This is a genomic window from Desulfocurvus sp. DL1XJH-121 (assembly GCF_054819825.1).
Map to the genome: position 1 here is coordinate 12556 of NZ_JBTVWW010000027.1, position 16173 is coordinate 28728.

18 protein-coding genes are annotated in these 16173 nt (G+C 68.5%); all 18 read right to left on the minus strand.

The window, feature by feature from the left end; translation table 11 throughout:
• Nucleotides 1-179: 179 nt before the first annotated feature.
• The gene (locus ACYYG1_RS15255) at nucleotides 180-1016 is read right to left on the minus strand and encodes an FAD/NAD(P)-binding protein (RefSeq protein ID WP_461211196.1); all 837 of its coding nucleotides are present in this window, start codon (nucleotides 1014-1016) and stop codon (nucleotides 180-182) included.
• Nucleotides 1009-2079 (minus strand): 4Fe-4S dicluster domain-containing protein, encoded by a 1071-nt coding sequence (locus ACYYG1_RS15260; RefSeq protein WP_461211197.1) that lies wholly within the window; start codon nucleotides 2077-2079, stop codon nucleotides 1009-1011. Before ACYYG1_RS15260 ends, ACYYG1_RS15255 begins: the two co-directional genes overlap by 8 nt.
• Nucleotides 2073-3032, minus strand: a complete 960-nt coding sequence (locus ACYYG1_RS15265) for a 4Fe-4S binding protein (RefSeq protein WP_461211198.1) — start codon at nucleotides 3030-3032, stop codon at nucleotides 2073-2075. Before ACYYG1_RS15265 ends, ACYYG1_RS15260 begins: the two co-directional genes overlap by 7 nt.
• The gene (locus tag ACYYG1_RS15270) at nucleotides 3020-3493 is read right to left on the minus strand and encodes a hydrogenase iron-sulfur subunit (protein WP_461211199.1); all 474 of its coding nucleotides are present in this window, start codon (nucleotides 3491-3493) and stop codon (nucleotides 3020-3022) included. The genes ACYYG1_RS15265 and ACYYG1_RS15270 overlap by 13 nt, the downstream gene beginning before the upstream one ends.
• Nucleotides 3466-5442 carry a 4Fe-4S dicluster domain-containing protein gene (locus tag ACYYG1_RS15275; protein ID WP_461211200.1) on the minus strand — a complete coding sequence of 659 codons (1977 nt, stop codon included), beginning with the start codon at nucleotides 5440-5442 and terminating at the stop codon, nucleotides 3466-3468. The genes ACYYG1_RS15270 and ACYYG1_RS15275 overlap by 28 nt, the downstream gene beginning before the upstream one ends.
• Nucleotides 5433-6353, minus strand: coding sequence for a CoB--CoM heterodisulfide reductase iron-sulfur subunit B family protein (locus ACYYG1_RS15280; protein WP_461211201.1), 921 nt, complete (start codon nucleotides 6351-6353; stop codon nucleotides 5433-5435). Before ACYYG1_RS15280 ends, ACYYG1_RS15275 begins: the two co-directional genes overlap by 10 nt.
• The gene (locus ACYYG1_RS15285) at nucleotides 6350-6952 is read right to left on the minus strand and encodes a 4Fe-4S dicluster domain-containing protein (protein WP_461211202.1); all 603 of its coding nucleotides are present in this window, start codon (nucleotides 6950-6952) and stop codon (nucleotides 6350-6352) included. The genes ACYYG1_RS15280 and ACYYG1_RS15285 overlap by 4 nt, the downstream gene beginning before the upstream one ends.
• A 122-nt stretch (nucleotides 6953-7074) precedes the next feature.
• Nucleotides 7075-8289, minus strand: coding sequence for an acetate kinase (locus tag ACYYG1_RS15290; RefSeq protein WP_461211203.1), 1215 nt, complete (start codon nucleotides 8287-8289; stop codon nucleotides 7075-7077).
• Nucleotides 8290-8335: 46 nt separating this feature from the next.
• Nucleotides 8336-9145, minus strand: coding sequence for an ethanolamine utilization protein EutJ (gene eutJ / locus ACYYG1_RS15295; protein ID WP_461211204.1), 810 nt, complete (start codon nucleotides 9143-9145; stop codon nucleotides 8336-8338).
• A gap of 4 nt (nucleotides 9146-9149) precedes the next feature.
• Nucleotides 9150-10568, minus strand: coding sequence for an aldehyde dehydrogenase family protein (locus ACYYG1_RS15300; RefSeq protein ID WP_461211205.1), 1419 nt, complete (start codon nucleotides 10566-10568; stop codon nucleotides 9150-9152).
• A 27-nt stretch (nucleotides 10569-10595) separates the two neighbouring features.
• The gene (locus ACYYG1_RS15305) at nucleotides 10596-10880 is read right to left on the minus strand and encodes a EutN/CcmL family microcompartment protein (RefSeq protein ID WP_461211206.1); all 285 of its coding nucleotides are present in this window, start codon (nucleotides 10878-10880) and stop codon (nucleotides 10596-10598) included.
• Nucleotides 10881-10956: 76 nt separating this feature from the next.
• Nucleotides 10957-11229, minus strand: a complete 273-nt coding sequence (gene eutM / locus ACYYG1_RS15310; protein ID WP_461211221.1) for an ethanolamine utilization microcompartment protein EutM — start codon at nucleotides 11227-11229, stop codon at nucleotides 10957-10959.
• 53 nt (nucleotides 11230-11282) lie between these two features.
• Complete coding sequence (locus tag ACYYG1_RS15315) at nucleotides 11283-11657, minus strand: BMC domain-containing protein (protein WP_461211207.1); 375 nt, start codon at nucleotides 11655-11657, stop codon at nucleotides 11283-11285.
• Between the two features lie 48 nt (nucleotides 11658-11705).
• Nucleotides 11706-12263, minus strand: a complete 558-nt coding sequence (locus ACYYG1_RS15320; protein ID WP_461211208.1) for a BMC domain-containing protein — start codon at nucleotides 12261-12263, stop codon at nucleotides 11706-11708.
• A gap of 2 nt (nucleotides 12264-12265) precedes the next feature.
• Nucleotides 12266-13603, minus strand: coding sequence for a 4Fe-4S dicluster domain-containing protein (locus ACYYG1_RS15325; protein ID WP_461211209.1), 1338 nt, complete (start codon nucleotides 13601-13603; stop codon nucleotides 12266-12268).
• 124 nt (nucleotides 13604-13727) lie between these two features.
• On the minus strand, nucleotides 13728-14003 hold the full coding sequence (gene eutM, locus ACYYG1_RS15330) for an ethanolamine utilization microcompartment protein EutM (RefSeq protein WP_461211210.1): 276 nt from the start codon (nucleotides 14001-14003) through the stop codon (nucleotides 13728-13730).
• Between the two features lie 37 nt (nucleotides 14004-14040).
• The gene (pta, locus tag ACYYG1_RS15335) at nucleotides 14041-15042 is read right to left on the minus strand and encodes a phosphate acetyltransferase (RefSeq protein ID WP_461211211.1); all 1002 of its coding nucleotides are present in this window, start codon (nucleotides 15040-15042) and stop codon (nucleotides 14041-14043) included.
• Nucleotides 15043-15079: 37 nt separating this feature from the next.
• Nucleotides 15080-15841, minus strand: a complete 762-nt coding sequence (locus ACYYG1_RS15340; RefSeq protein WP_461211212.1) for a cupin domain-containing protein — start codon at nucleotides 15839-15841, stop codon at nucleotides 15080-15082.
• Nucleotides 15842-16173: the final 332 nt, after the last annotated feature.

Here is a 16173-nt window from a genome sequence, read left to right on the forward strand (position 1 = left end):
GCGGGCGGGAGGGCAGAAGTGGTTTTGCGCCACGACTCCCCTCCCCAGTCCACTCCCCTCCCAATAAAAAGGGCCGGGAGAGAAATCTCCCGGCCCTCAGCGGCCACCCCGCCGCCTCCGGTCCGCAATGCCGACCCTCTCCGGGTCGGGGCGCCACCCCGACGCCACGGCCCGAATATCTAGAATTCCTGAGGCAGCTCGTCCAATTCGGCCTTGGTAAACACGGGGCCGTCCTTGCACACGAACTTGTGCCCGATGTTGCAGCGCCCGCACAGGCCCACCCCGCACTTCATGCGCTTCTCCAGGGTGGTCACGATGCGCTCGGGCGGAAAACCCAGCTCGAACAGCGCCTTCATGGCGAACTTGATCATGATGGGCGGGCCGCAGGTGATGGCCACGCAGTTCTCGGACGAGGGCCGCCGCTCCAGGAGCACGTTGGGCACCAGGCCCACGCAGCCGCCCCACAAGTCGCAGGTGCTGTCCACGGTGCGCAGCATCATCACGTCTTCGCGCGCCTCCCAGGCCTCCAGGTCCTCTTTGAAGCAAAAGTCCGCCGGGCCTCGCGCGCCGTAGAAGATGGACACGTCCCCGAACTGGTCGCGGTTGTCCAGCACGTAGACGATGAGGGTGCGCAGCGGGGCCATGCCGATGCCGCCGCCCACGAAAAGCAGGTTCTTGCCGCGCATGGACTCGATGTCGAAGCCGTTGCCCAGGGGCGCGCGAACGCCCACGTGGTCCCCGGCGGACAGGGTGTGCAGGCGCGTGGTCACCTCGCCGGTCTTCATCACGCTGAACTGCAGGTAGTCCATCCGCGTGGGCGAGGAGTTGATGACGAAGGTGCTCTCGCCCGTGCCGAACACGGAGAGCTGCGCCACCTGTCCGGGGATGAAGGTGAAGGTGCGCATCTTGTCCTCGTTGTCCAGGACCACGCGGAAGGTCTTGATGGTCTCGGTTTCCTCCACCACCTCGATGATGGTGGCCAGGTCCGGAAGATAGGGGTTGGGAAGCTCAGTCACCGGTATTCTCCATGCCGCGCTCCTTGACCCGGAGGAGAACCTCCCGGATGTCCAGGCCCGCGGGGCAGAGGTGTATGCAACGGCCGCAGCCCGTGCAGCCCTTCTGGCCGCCGTACAGGCGCGGGTAATAGCAGAACTTGTGCAGGACCCTGTTGCGGTAGCGGTACTCCTTGGTGGGCCGCGGGTTGTGCCCGCTGGCCTCGCGCGTGTAGTGGGCGAACATACACGAATCCCAGCTGCGCAGCCGCTCCCCGGCCAGGCCCGAGGCCTCGTCGGTGATGTTGAAGCAGTAGCAGGTGGGGCAGTTGTAGGTGCAGGCCCCGCAGGAGATGCAGGCCTCGGAGACCCGCTTCCACAACTCCAGGTCGTCGAAGGACGCCTGGAGCCAGTCCGGGCTTTCCGAAAGATCCGGGCCGGGCTCCAGGCCCTCCAGGACCTTGGCCACCACGGCGGCGGCCTCGTCCCGCTGTTCGGGCGTGGCGGCCTCCAGGGGCCGGACCTTGAGGAGCGCCCCGCCCTTGTCCGTGACCACTTCCAGCAGATAGCCGCCGGCGACGGGGGTCAGACGCAGGTCCGAACCCGTGGGATCGTCGGGCGAACCGCCCACCCAGTGGCAGAAGCAGGCGTCCCCCGGGGAGGTACAGACCACCGTGGCGATGACGCTGGCCTCCCGCCGGGCCTTGAAGTACGGGTCCACCACGGCTCCTTCCAGGAACACGGGGTCCAGGGTGGCCAGGCCGCGCGCGCCGCAGGGGCTGGCCCCGAAGACCAGGGTCTTCTGGCTGGGATATTCCGCGTGCAGCTCCACGGCCCGGTGGCCTTCCTCGTCGGTGTCGCGCGAGAGGCGGTACTCCAGAAGGTACTCGTTCTGCGGGAAGATCACGTGCTTGGGGCTGGCCGCAGTCTGGCTGTCCAGGATCATGGGCCGCCCGGGGTCGAACTCCGCGTAGACAACGGCGTTGCCCTCGCGCACGGGAACCATCACGCGCATGCCCTCGGTCAGCCCTCCGAGCCAGCCCGCCATGGCGTCCCGGGGCAGGAAAAACAGTTGGGCGCTCACCATTTCTTCTCCTCGATATGCCGCTCCTCCAGCTGGAAGGTAAGCAGCGGCGGCACGGCGGTCTGGTCGATGCCCGCCTCGTATTCGAACAGGTCCTCGACCACCTGCGCCATCTTCTTCTTGAGCAACAGCACCGGGATGTCCATGGGGCAGGCCCGCTCGCAGGCCCCGCATTGGGTGCAGCGCCCGGCTGTGTGCATGGCGTGGATCATCTGGAAGAACCACTTCTCGCAGACGTCGGCCTCCTGGGACTGGTAGTGCGGCTGGCGCGACTCGGCGATGCAGTGGTCCTTGCAAACGCACAGGGGGCAGGCGTTGCGGCAGGCGTAGCAGCGCACACAGCGGTTCATCTCCCGCCGCCAGAACTCGAAACGCTGGTCCATGGGCAGCTTCTCGAACTCCTGGACCCGGGCGTAGGTATGCTGCCTGGGGGCCCAGGGCTCCAGGGGCTCGCCCACATGCACGTCGAAGGCCAGCGGATTGGGATAGGCGCAGGACAGGCAGCGGTCCGCCAGGACCTCGTCGCGGGGGAAGGAGTGCTCCTCGCCGTCGCGGGTGGCGATGCGCAGGGACTCCTGGTCCCAATCGGCGGCCCCAAGGCGCGAGAGGTCCAGGCGCGCGCGGATCTTGTTCAGGCTGAACATGCCCGTGCAGGGCATGCCGATGAGCACCACGTCGTCGCGCGCGATGAGCTTCTCCTGCAACAACTCGATAACCGAGCGGCTGTCGCAGCCCTTGACCACGATGCCGATCTTCTCGCCCCTGTGGCTGGTGAGGTACGAGGCCAGGTTGTTGGTGCAGGTCTCGTCCCAGATCATCTTCTCGATGTCCTCGGGCCCGCGCACGAACAGCGGCCGGGAGCGCAGGGGCTGGTGCCCCCGCTGCCAGGCGATGACGTACTTCACTTCGGGCAGCACCTTGGCCACCGCCTCCTTGAGTTGGGTCAGCTCGGCCATACGTCCATGCCCTCCTTGAAGCGCAGCGGCACATCCTTCAGATCGACGATGCGGGGCGCGGGCCCCAGCTCGTGGATGCGCTTGGTGAATCCCGTGACCACGGCCTGCCATTTGGCCCCTTCCGAGGCCGAGACCCAGGTGTACTCGAAGCGGTCCGGCTCGATGCCCAGGATGGGCATGAAGTTCTTGAGCAGCTCCATCCTGCGCCGGGCGTAGAAGTTGCCCGAGGTATAGTGGCAGTCGTTGGGGTGGCAGCCCGAAACCAGCACCCCGTCGGCCCCGGCCATGAAGGACCGCAGCACGAACAGCGGATCCATGCGGCCGGTGCAGGGCAGGCGGATGACCCGCAGGTCAGTGGGCTGGTCGAAACGCGACACCCCCGCGGTGTCCGCCCCGCCGTATGAGCACCAGTTGCAGAGAAAACCTATTATTTTCAGCTCTGTTCCTTCCATTCCCGGCATAACGCCTTCACTCCCGCAAGAATCTGGTCGTCGGTGAAATGATCAAGCTGCACGGCCTTGTCCATGCAGGCCACGTTGCAGACCCCGCAGCCCTGGCACAGGGATTCGATGACCCTGGCCTTGGGCGCGCCGAAACGGTCCTCGGTCATCTCGATGGCCTGGAACGGACAGACCAGCGCGCACTTGCCGCAGCCGATGCAGCGGGCCCAGTTCACGCGGGCCACCTGGGGGTCGGCCTCCAGCCTGTCCCGGGACAGGAGCACCAGGGCCTTGGCCGCGGCCGCGCTGCCCTGGGCCACGGAGGACGGGATGTCCTTCAGCCCCTGACAGGCCCCGGCCAGGAAGACCCCGGCCGTGTTGGTCTCCACGGGCCTCAGCTTGGGATGCCCTTCCATGAAGAATCCATAGGAGTCGTAGGAGATGCGCAGCTTTTCAGCAAGGTTGCGCGCACCTTCCGAGGGCTCGCCGCCCACGGCCAGGACCACCAGGTCGGCGTCCACCTCCACCTGGGCCTGCAGGAGCGTGTCCGCGCCCTGCACGGTGACCGTGTCGCCCACCTCCCAGATCTTGGAGACCCGGCCGCGCACGTAGCGCACGCCGTATTCCTCCCGGGCCCGGGTGTAGAACTCCTCGTACATCTTGCCCGGTGCGCGCACGTCTATGTAAAAGACGTAGACCTCCGCGCCCGGGATGTGGTCCTTGGTCAGGATGGCCTGCTTGGCCGTGTACATGCAGCAGAAGCCCGAGCAATAGGGGCGGCCCTTGGACGGGTCGCGCGAGCCCACGCACTGCACGAAGACCACCCGCTTGGGCTCGCGCCCGTCGGAGGGGCGCTTGACGTGCCCGCCCGTGGGGCCCGAGGCGTTGAGCAGGCGCTCGTACTGCATGGAGGTGATCACGTCGGGGTACCTACCCCCGCCGTACTCGGGATATTTGGCGTGGTCGAAGAGGTCGTAGCCCGTGGCCAGGATCACCGCGCCCACCTTCTCCGTGACCAGCTGGTCCTCGAGGCCGAAGTCCACGGCCCCGGTTGGGCAGATCTTGGCGCAGGCCCCGCACTTGTCCCTGGTCAGCTTGATGCAGGCCGAGGCGTCGATGCGGGCCTTCTTGGGGATGGCCTGGGGGAACGGGATGTTGATGGCCGTGGTGGGCGCCAGGTGCTCGTTGAAGGGGTCCGGGCTCTTGCGGCTCGGGCACTTCTCCATGCACAGGCCGCAGCCCGTGCAGACGTCCCAGTGCACGTAGGGGGTCTTCTTGCGCACCGTGACCTCGAAGTTGCCCACGTAGCCCGAGACCTCCTCGATCTCCGAATAGGTGTGCAGGGTGATGTTGGGATGCTGGGCCACGTCCACCATCTTGGGGCCCAGGATGCAGGCCGAGCAGTCCACCGTGGGGAAGGTCTTGTCCAGCTTGGCCATCTTGCCGCCGATGGACGGCTCGCGCTCCACCAGCACCACCTGCAGGCCGCCCTCGGCCAGGTCCAGGGCCGCCTGGATGCCGGCCACGCCGCCGCCCACCACCAGGGCCCGCTTGTTGACCTCGAAGGTCGCGGCGGTCAGCCCCCGGTTCAGGCGCAGCTTCTCCACGGCCGCGCGCACCAGCTCGGCGGCCTTGCGCGTGTTCTTCTCCATGTCCTTGCTGACCCAGGAGACGTGCTCGCGGATGTTGGCCTGCTCGAACATGTAGCGGTTGATGCCCGCGCGCTCCACGGCCTTGCGGAAGGTGTTCTCGTGCATGCGCGGGGAACAGGAGGCCACGACCACGCCTTCCAGGCCCATCTCTGTGATGGCCTCGCGGATGGCCATCTGGCCGGGCTCGGAACAGGCGTACATCTCGCTCTTGGCGAAGACCACGTCGGGATAGCCCTTGGCTATCTCCGCGACCCTGTCCACGTCCACGGTGGCGGCGATGTTGCTGCCGCAGAGGCAGACGAAGACTCCTATGCGCATGATCCGGCCTCCCGGTTGTCCTGTACGTCGGCCCCGGGGGCCTCGAATACGGTTTTCAAGAGTTCGTCCACCTTCACGGCGTGGCGGTCCAGCCCCAGCTCGCGGGGCTCAAGCCCCAGGGCCAGGCCCAGGGCCTGGGTCACGTAGAGCACGGGCATGGTGAAGTCCGCGCCCAGGGCGCGCAGGGCCTGGCCCTGGCGCAGGTCCAGGTTCTGATGGCAGAGGGGGCAGGCCGTGACGATGGCCGTGGCCCCCACCCGCCGCGCCATGTCCAGGATGCGGCCGGACTGGCGCTCGACGATGCCGCGCCGGGGCACGCCGTAGCTGGCCCCGCAGCATTCCACCTTGAAGGGAAAATCGGGCACCTTCGCGCCCAGGGCCGCGAGCAGGTTGTCCATGCTCACGGGGTCGTCCTCGGCGTCGAAGCCCATGAGGCGGCGCGGGCGGGTCATGACGCAGCCGTAGTACGGCGCGGCCACGAGGCCCGCAAGCGGTCGGACCACCCGCGAGGCGATCTCCTCCAGGCCCACGTCCTCCACGAGGATCTGCAGCACCGAGGCGCTGGGCACGGATCCCGAGGGCATGCGCTCCAGGAGCCCGCCCACCAGGCCCCGGCCCTTCTCGTCCTCCACGTACTCCCCGGCCACCTTCAGGGCCTTCAGGCAGCTCGGGCAGGGCGTGACCACCCCGGCCAGGCCCATGTCCTCCACCAGGCGCAGGTTGCGCGCGGCCAGGGCGGCGAGCAGCGTCTTGTCCACGGACTGGGCCGGGGACGAGCCGCAGCAGGTCCAGTCGGGGATTTCCGTGAGCGCCACGTCCAGGGCCCGGGCCACGGCGCGCACGGAAAGGTCGTTCTCCACGGCCGTGCCCGTCTGGGAACAGCCCGGATAATAGGCGTAGGTCCGGCTCATGACCGCTCCTCCCCGGCCTTGTCGGCGGCCTTGGGCTTGTCCTCGTCGGGCTTGGCGGCCATGGCCCGGCGCACGATGTCCCGCACCTCCTTGGCCCCGGGGGTCGTGTGGGGCAGGATGGAGAGCTTGGTGATGGCCTTGGGCGCCAGCTCCAGGTCGTCGAACATGCGGCCCGTGCGCAGGGCGTACTCGGCCATCAGGCCCAGCTCGTGGACCCGGCCGAAGCGGCCCACGGAGTCCACGAAGGCCTTGAGAAAGGTCTTCACGCGCTTGTCCGCCGCATAGCCGCCTTTCCAGGCCATGACGCGCAGCGCGCCCATGACGGCGGCCACGTCGATCTCCTGGGGGCAGCGCACCGAGCAGGTGCGGCACTGGGCGCAGAGCCAGATGAAGCGGCTGCCCAGGGCCTCCTCGCGGCGGCCCTCCTGCACCAGGCGCAGCACGGCGTTCACCGGCATGTCCGCGTCCAGGCCCACGGGACAGCCCGCCGTACACTTGCCGCACTGCATGCAGCGGGCGGGATTCTGCCCGGAACGGGTCTTGACCTCGGCCAGCAGCGAACCGTCGTCGCCGCCCAGGGTCATGCACTGTTTGGTCATATTCCTATTCCGCCAGTATTTTCGTTAGGATGAGCGTGGCGTTTTTGGACACGCCACGGGCCCTTGCGCCCACCCAGGCGCATCGTTCCACTCTTGCGAATAGCCCAATAAACGTCCGCTTATCAAGTGTTATATTTCAGGATTTCAGCTGTATGACGGGCAATTTCCAAGGCCTCGTCCGTGGGCACAACCAGGACGCGCACCGGGCTCCCCGGCCCTGAGATGTCCGCGCCCCGCCCGCTCTGCTGGGCCGTGTTGGCCTCGGCGTTCAGATGGATTCCCAGGTTTTCCAGCCCGTCGCAGACCAGCCTGCGCACCTCGGGGTCGTCGCCGCCCACGCAGGCGGTGAAGACCAGGGCGTCCACCCGGCCGAGCACGGCGCAGTACGAACCCACGAAGGCCCGGCAGCGGTAGACGAACATTTCCAGGGCCAGCCCCGCGCATTTGTCGCCCGCCTCGGCCCGCTCGCGCAGGTTGCGGGGGTCGCTGGCCCCGCACAGCCCCACCAGCCCGCTCTCCCGGGAGAGGATCTCCTCGATGCGGGTCAGCGGCAGGCCCGTGCGATTGGCCACGTGGAAGATCACCGCCGGGTCCACGTCGCCGCAGCGCGTGCCCATGAGCATCCCGGCCATGGGCGTCATGCCCATGGAGGTGTCCACGCTCTCGCCCCCGCGCACGGCCGCCAGGGAGGCCCCGTCGCCCAGGTGCACGGTGATGAAATTGCAGTCCTCGGGCCTGCGCCCCAACAGCCGGGCCGCGCGGCGCACGGCGCAGGCGTGGGACATGCCGTGGAACCCGTAGCGCCTGACGCCCAGTTCCTCGTACCAGGCCAGGGGCACGCCGTAGAGATAGGCCCTGCGCGGCAGGGTGCGGTGGAAGGCCGTGTCGAAGGCCGCCACGTGGGGCGTGTTCGGGAACAGCCCGCGCGCGGCCTCCAGGGCCTCCAGCGCCGGGGGATTGTGCAGCGGCGCCAGGGGGATGGTGGCGCGGATGCCCTCCACCACGGCGTCGTCCACCAGCACGGACCGGGTGAAGGCCTCGCCCCCGTGCACGATCCTGTGTCCCACGGCGTCGATGCCGTCGGCCTCCACCACCCCGTGCTCGGGGTCGGTGATCAATTCCACGGCCAGGGCCACGGCGGCGGCGTGGTTGGGCAATTCCTGGTCCCAGGCCAACTTGTACTCGTGGCAGGACTCGGGATAGGCCGAGTGGGTCACGCGGCATCCGGGCTCGCCGATGCGCTCCACCACGCCCAAGGCCCGGGATTCCGAATGGTCCGTGTCCACGAGTTGGTAGCGGAGCGTCCCGCCTGAGCAGTTGATGACTAGGATTTTCATGGGCCGTCAGCCTGTGTGGGGCGCGTAGGGTTGGGGCGATCGTGTCTCACTTCAGGGATGCTATGGCCAGGGGTGTGAGGAGCAGCGGCTGGCTCGGCAGCAACGCGGGCAGGCCCAGCTCGCGCGAGAGCACCGCGTCCATGCCCGGCAGGCAGCAGGTGCCGCCCGTGAGCACGAAGCGGTCCACGTCGCGGCCGCGTATGTGCGTGGCCACGATGTCCGCCACCCGCTGCAGGGTGGGCGTGGCCAGCCCGAGGATGCCGTACTTCTCGGCCTGGCGCTTGCGCTTTTCGGCCTCGGCCATGGGCACCCCGTAGTGCCCGGCTATGGCCAGGGAGATGTGCCTGCCGCCCGTGGGCTCGTCGCCGCAGGACAGGACCTCGCCCTTGTCGATGACGGCGATGCCCGTGGTGCCGCCGCCGATGTCCACCACCGCGCTCTTGTCCAGCCTGAGCAGCGAGGCCACGCAGGAGGGCTCGTCGCTCACGGCGCGCACGTCCAGCCCGGCCCGCTCCAGCACGTTGGTGGACAGGCGCGGATCCGTTCCCGGGGGAAAGGACGTGGCCGCCTCGGTGATGGGCAGGCCCAGGCGTTCCTGGGCCTTCTCCACCATGTCCTTGACGATGTTCACCGCGCCGATGAAGTCCACCACCACGCCGTCGCGCACCACTTCGGCCCATTCCAGGAAGCAGGCCAGGGGCTGGCCCTTGCGGTCCAGGACCATGAGCACCACGTCGGCGGTGCCCAGGTCCACGCCCACGCTCACCGGCCCGGGCGCGGCGGCGCGCTCCTCGTTGTTGAGGATGCGCGCCGCCCTGTCGAGCTTGGCGTTGGTTTGCTTCCAGACGTCCTGCATGTTCCTAGACGATGCGGAAGCTGCCCACCAGGGTGCAGCGCCGCAGGCGGACAAAGGACCTGGCGTTGGTCACGCCCTCGCCCGTGGGCGTGGAGATGGTCATGGACGTCCAGCCCTCGCCGCCCGCGCCCAGACCGGCCACGTGCGGGCCGTTCTTCACGAACAGGCTGGTGTTGGCGCGCTTGGCCATCTCCTGCATGTTGTCGATGTTGGTGGAGTGCATGCCCGCGGTATGGTGCAGGTTGCGCTCCAGCTCCAGGGCCCAGTCGATGGCCTGGGCCACGTTGCGGGCGCGCACCAGGGGCAGGATGGGCATCATCTGCTCCACGCGGGCGAACACGAAGTCCTTGTCCGGACCGGCGTCCACGATGAGCAGGCGGCACTCCTCGGGCACGGACAGGCCGATGATCTTGGCGATCTCGGCGGCGTCGCGGCCCACCCATTTGGGGTTGGCCCGGGGCTTGGCCGGGTAGTCCAGGAGCACGGTCTCGGCCAACTTCTCGGCCTGGGCCCGGGATATCTCCACGGCCCCGCAGGCCTTGAGCTCGGTCTTGAGCTGCTCGGCCACGGCCTCCACCACCAGCACTTCCTTTTCGTCGGCGCAGATGATGTTGTTGTCGAAGGACGCGCCGTCGTAGATGCTCCTGGCCGCGCGGGCGATGTGCGCGGTCTCGTCCACCACCACGGGCGGGTTGCCCGCGCCGGCGGCGATGAGCCGCTTGTCCGTGGCGGCCTTGGCCGCGCCCACCACGCCTTCTCCGCCCGTGACCACCAGAAGGTCGATGCCCGGGTAGGTGAACAGCTGGGTGGCGGCCTCGATGGTGGGCTTGCGCACGCAGACCAGCAGGTTGTTGATGCCGGTCTCGTCGAAGATGGCCTTGTTCAGGATGCGGATGGCCTCCTGGGTCGTCTCCTTGGCCGAGGGATGCGGCGCGAAGCACACGGAGTTGCCGCCCGCCAGCATGCTGATGGCGTTGTTGATGACCGTGGCCGCCGGGTTGGTGGACGGGGTCACCGAGGCGATGACGCCCCAGGGGGCGTTCTCCACCAGGGTCAGGCCCATGTCGCCGGACATGGCGTTGGGCGAAAGCACCTCGGCCCCGGGGGTCCGGCTGGCCACCAGCAGATTCTTGCGCACCTTGTCCTCGATGCGGCCCATTCCGGTCTCGCCCACGGCCATTTCCGCCAGGCGGCGGGCGTTGGCCTTGGCGGCCACGCGGATGGCCCGGATGACCCGGTTGCGAACGGCCAGGGTCTCGATGCGCGGGTACGCGGCCTGGGCCGCGGCCACGGCCTGGTCCAGGGTCTCGAACACGCCCCAGTCGTTTTGTCCCGCGCCCGGGGCCACGCCCGGAGCCGCGGCTCCTATCCGGCCGAGAACCTCGGCCACTATGGATTCAATCTCTTCCCGTCGAACGGACATGGGTGCACCACCGTATTCCAGTTGACGTTATTTCTCGTACAGGGCCCGCTTGCCCGAGGTGATCTGGTCCACGATGCCGATCACGCTCAGGTCGATGGGAACCGCGTCGTCCAGAACGCGGCGAGCGGAACTGCCGCGCGCCAGGAGAACGATCTCGCCCTCCCCGGCGCCCACGGCGTCCAGAGCCACCTGGTTGCCGTCGAGGACGTTGCCCTCGACATCCACCAGATCCACCAGAAGCAGCGTCTGGTTCGGCAGACCCTTGACGCGGGCCGTCGATACGACCTGTCCCACAACCTTGCCCAGTTCCATAAACGTTCTCCCTGCGCGCCGGGCGCGTCCGCCTCGTGCGGAGCGGTCCGTTGCGCGGCGTTTGAGCGCGCGGGCGCTACTTCTTCAGGGGGAAGATGGCTTCCAGATCCGCATGCGGCCTGGGGATCACGTGCACGGCGATGACCTCGCCCACGGCCTTGGCGGCGGCGGCCCCGGCGTCGGTGGCGGCCTTGCAGGCGGCCACGTCGCCGCGCACCAGCGCGGTCACGTAACCGGCGCCGATCTGGGTGTAGCCCACCAGCTCAACTCGAGCGGCCTTGACCATGGCGTCGGAGGCCTCGATAAGCGCGGTCATGCCCCTGGTCTCGATCATTCCCAAAGCATCCATCATTGTGATTCTCCTTGTCCTGTTGTCCTAGTGAATGGTGTAAAAGAAATCGCCTACTTCTTGCCGCCCTTGCCCTTGGGCTTGGCCGCCGGCTTGGCGACCGGAGCGGCCTCCTCCTCGACGGGCTGCGGCTTGGTCGTCACCGAATCGGCGTAGTCCATGACCAGGGTCTCCAGCCCTTCTGCGGGCCGGGGAATGAGATTGGTGCGCAGCAGCGCGCCCATGGCCTGGGCCGCAGCGGCCCCGGCGTCCACCGAGGCCTTGCACGCGGCCAGTTCGCCCTCGCAGACCACGGACAGCAGTCCGGCGTCGGCGTTGCAGACAGTCTTGACGTTGACCCAGGCGGTCTTGACCATGACGTCCGAAACCTCGATGGCCGCGGCCATGCCCATGACCTCCACAAAACCCAGTGCATCGTGACTCGCCATTTCCTACCTCGACGGTTTGCGCCGCCGGGGGCCCGAAGGGCCGCCCGGTCAGGCCAGATGTTGCAAAAGTTCCGGAGCCGCGCCCGGGATGACCACGTCCCGCACCAGAAGCCCCAGGTTCGCGGCCGTGCCCGCTCCGGCCTTGACGGCCTGCTCCACGGCGGCCACGTCCCCGGTGAGCAGGGTGTAGGCCTTGCCGCCCAGACCCAGCGCGATGCGCACCTCCACGAGGCTCACGTCCGCCGTCTTCACGGCGATGTCCGCGGCCACGATGCAGGAGGCGGCGGTGAAGGTCTCGATGACCCCCAGGGCCGAACCCCGCTCCACGTTCACGGCGCAGGACAGGGCCGGGATCACCGACGGGCTGATGTTGGGGATCACGAAATGGTCCATGACCAGGCCCTGCGCGCAGGCCTTGCCCGCGTCCACGGCGGCCTGCACCGAGGCGACCTCGGCGTACACGGCGGTCACGAACTTGCCCGGGCATACGGTCTTCATGAACAGCGGCTCCACGCTCGCGGCCTTGATCATGGCGTCCGAGGCCTCGATGCCCGTGGCGATGCTGTTGAACTCGATCATGCCGACGGCCTGAATGCTGGCGACCACCTTTAGGCTCCTTTGATTGTTATGGTTGCGTCCACGGCCTGGACCACGCCGCCGATGGAGGCGTGCACCGCCGCGCCCAGGGCTCCCTCGGGGATGTCCCCGATGCGGTCGCCCGGGTTGACCCGGTCCCCGGGCTGGACCCGGGCGGCCGCAGGGGCCCCTATGTGTTGGAGGAGGGGTATGCGAACGGTGTCAGGCGTCAGATCGCCCAAAAATTCCGGATGGATGTCCATGTACCTGCCCAGTCCCACGCGCTCCACCAGGCGCGGGGTGGGGATCTTGCGCAGGGGCCGAAGGGCCGTCTGCGCGGGGATCACCTCGCGCGGGCCCTCGTAGGCCACCTTGCTCTGGCGGAAGGCGGCCTTGAGCGCCGCGTTGATGCGCCGGGGCGAGAGGCCCATGGGGCAGCTGAACAGCTCGCAGACCCCGCACTCGCTGCACAGGGCGGCAGCCGTGGCGCCCATGGCCGCGTCCTTGCCGCCGCCGAAGGCGCGCATGACCTTGTGGGTCTCGAAGCCGTGGCCCACGAGATGGCGCGGGCAGAGGTCCGTGCAGGACCGGCACTGGATGCAGGCCACGGAGGCGCGGCGCTGCATGACCTCCACGGGCATGGTGGCCATGGCGTGCAGGTGGTGCCCGCGCGGCAGCACGATGATCCCGCCGCTGGTCTTGGTGATCACGGCCTTGGCCTGGGCCTCGGCGGAATCCAGGAAGCGCCCCATCATGGGGCCGCCCATGATCAGCACGGGGTCGGCCGTGACGGGGCCGCCCGCTGCGGCCAGACACTCGGACACGGCCGTGCCCACGGGCACCCGCAGCACGCAGGGCCGCGCCACCTCGCCGGTGACGGTGACCAGCTTGTGGGTCACGGGAGCGCCGTCCAGGGCCCGGGCCACCGAATACAGGGACCCGACGTTGGCCACCAGCGCGCCGACCTCCTTGGGCAGGCCCAGGGGCGGGATGGTCCGGCCGGTGACCTCGTGCACGAGGATGTGTTCGTCGCCGGCGGGATAGAAATTGTCCAGCCGGGCCAGTTCCAGCCCGGTGCCCTGCATGGCCGCGGCGAAGGCCTCGGCCTGTTCCACGTATTTGGCCTTGATGGCCATCACGCCCCGGGTCGCGCCCACGGCGTCCCGCACGGCGGCGAGCCCCCGGACCACCTCGGCCGCGTACTGCAGCATGATGGTCTGGTCCGAATAGAGCAGCGGCTCGCACTCGCAGCCGTTGGCGATGACGGTCTCCACCTGGGTGTCGTACTTGACGTGGGCCGGAAAACCGGCTCCGCCCTCGCCCACCACCCCGGCTTCGCGCACCGCCCGGATCAACGTTTCCTTGTCCATTTCCCCGTCCCGGGATTGTGAAAGTGCCTTGCTTCTCCGGACGCGCGCGCCCGACCCTGGTCCGTTCACAGGCTCAAGGCCTGTCCCCGGGTCCGCCCGGCGAACCGGACGGACCCGGGAGGTCCTACTTCTTGTTCAGCGGGAAAATCCCGTCCAGGTCCCCGTGGGGCCTGGGGATCACGTGCACCGCGATGACCTCGCCCACCTGCTTGGCGGCGGCGGCGCCCGCGTCGGTGGCGGCCTTGCACGCGGCCACGTCGCCGCGAACCAGCGCGGTCACCAGGCCTGCCCCGATCTTCTGGTAGCCCACCAGTTCCACGCGGGCGGCCTTGACCATGGCGTCGGAAGCCTCAATCAAGGCCACCATGCCCCTGGTCTCAATCATTCCCAATGCGTCCATGTCGTCCTCCTTGGCCGCCCTGACGGGCGGATTCTTGCTAATTCAGCAGGTTGCCCCTGCTCAGGCAGGTGCCGATGACGGCCACCCGGAAAATATCCTCGGCGCTGCAGCCCCGCGAGAGGTCGTGCCAGCCACCCTCGAACCCCTGCAGGAACGGGCCCAGGGCCACGTATCCGGCCAGGCGCTGGACCATCTTGTAGGCGATGTTCCCGGCCTCCAGGGACGGAAACACGAAGACGTTGGCCTCGCCCTCCAGGATGCTGCCCGGGGCCTTGAGGGAGGCCACCTCGGGCACGGCTGCGGCGTCGAACTGCAGCTCCCCGTCCACCTTGATGTCCGGGGCGCGGCGGCGCGCCAGCTCGGCGGCCTCGCGCACCATCTCGGCGCGGGGGTGCTTGGCGCTGCCCCTGGACGAGAAGGACAGCATGGCCACGCGCGGCTCCTGCCGGAGCACGTTGCGGGCCTTTTCCGCCGAGGCGATGGCGATGTCCGCCAGGATCTCCGCATCGGGCTCGGGCACCACGGCGCAGTCCGCGAACACGTACTGCCTGGAACCGTCCGGGGAGAGCATGAAAAAGAAGCTGGAAACGGTCTTCAGGCCCTGTTTGCGCGGCAACACGCCCAGGCCCGCGCGCAGCACCTCGGCCGTGGACGAGAGGTTCCCGGCCACGCCCACCTCGGCCTCGCCGCGCCTGACCATCATGGCCCCGGCGGCCAGGGGGTGGTTCACCAGGCGCAGGGCGTCCTCCTCGGACACGGGCTTGCCCTTCTCCTTGCGGATCTCCATGTAGGTCTCCGCGTTGCGCTCCAGCTGGCGCTTGCCCGAATGGTCCAGGACCTCGAACTTGGCCGCGCGCAGGTCCTGCCCGCGCATGCTGTCCAGGAGCGCGAAGGGCGACTGCACCAGCACGGGATGGGCCAGGCCCTCGCGTTCCAGCCTGAGGGCGGCCTTGTAGACGCGCGGGTCCAGGCTGTCGGGAAAAACGACGGTGCCGGGTTCCTTGCGGCAGGATTCGATACAGAATTCCAGAATATCCACTGCTGATTCCTTGTGCGAAATATCGATGCCCTGGGCCCTACTTGACGCTCACGCAGGCCAGACGGACCTTGCCCGGGGCCTCGTACTCCACCTGCGACCCGGCGGAGAGGTAGAACATGTCCCCGGGCTTGCCCACCAGGGTCCGGCCCTCGGTGGTCAGGCGCAGCTCGCCGTCGATGACCACGGCGATCTCGGGCCGCTCCAGGGTGCGCGGCAGGGAGGCGTTCTCCCATTCCATGCAGGCCCCGTTCAGGTCCGCGCAATCGCAGTTCACGGCCTCGGCCACCAGGACCCGGCCCTCGGCCACGGCTTGGTCGGAGCCGTCCTTGAACAGCCGGGCGAACTCCACCTGATACACGCCGCCGGCCGCGGTGTACTGCCCCGGGCCGCCCTGGGACGCCTGCGCGGCGGCCGCGCCGCGGCCCGGCGCCAAGCCCATGCCCTGACCGAGCCCCAGGCCCGCTCCCAGGCCCTGGCCCCGCCCGGGGCCCAGGCCGGCTGGACGGCCCAGCCGCGCCACCGTGACCTCGGACACCACGCGCCGGAGCTCCTCGGGCGAGACGTTGCCCGCCCCCCGCTCCGCGAGCAGGGAACAGACCTCGTCCACGAGCCTGGTTTCGGAAACGCAGGCCTCCGCGCCCACAGGGGCGGGAACGCCGGGCAGGGAAATGCCCAGTTCCGCGGCCTTGTCGCGGGCCTGGGCAGTGATGACCACGCCGTCCCCGGAACCGGGGATGGAGGTCTGCCCGGCCTCGGCGGCCTTGAGGATATCCGAGAGGGTGATGATCTCTTTACCCATGTGTCGTCTCTCCTTCTCTGGCGGCGCCCCCGCCTCGGCGGAAGACAGGGCGAGCGCCTCGCCCGCATGCCGTTTTGGCCCCGGCATCCGGTTCGGCCCACCCTGCAACCCGTCGCTTTCCCAATATTTTTCCGGTCAGAAAGCGCCAGGACGCCATGAAGTTCAGGGACCGGTTTTGCAACTATCGTGCAAGGATTCCGTGCATTCCTTCGGCCAGCGCCCTTTTATGTAAATTTCACTCCGCCCCCGAACCCGGAGCTTGCGCCTTTAATGACATGAACCTTACAAACCGGCGGCGCACCCGCCTCACGTTCCCACGCTTCGGGATGACA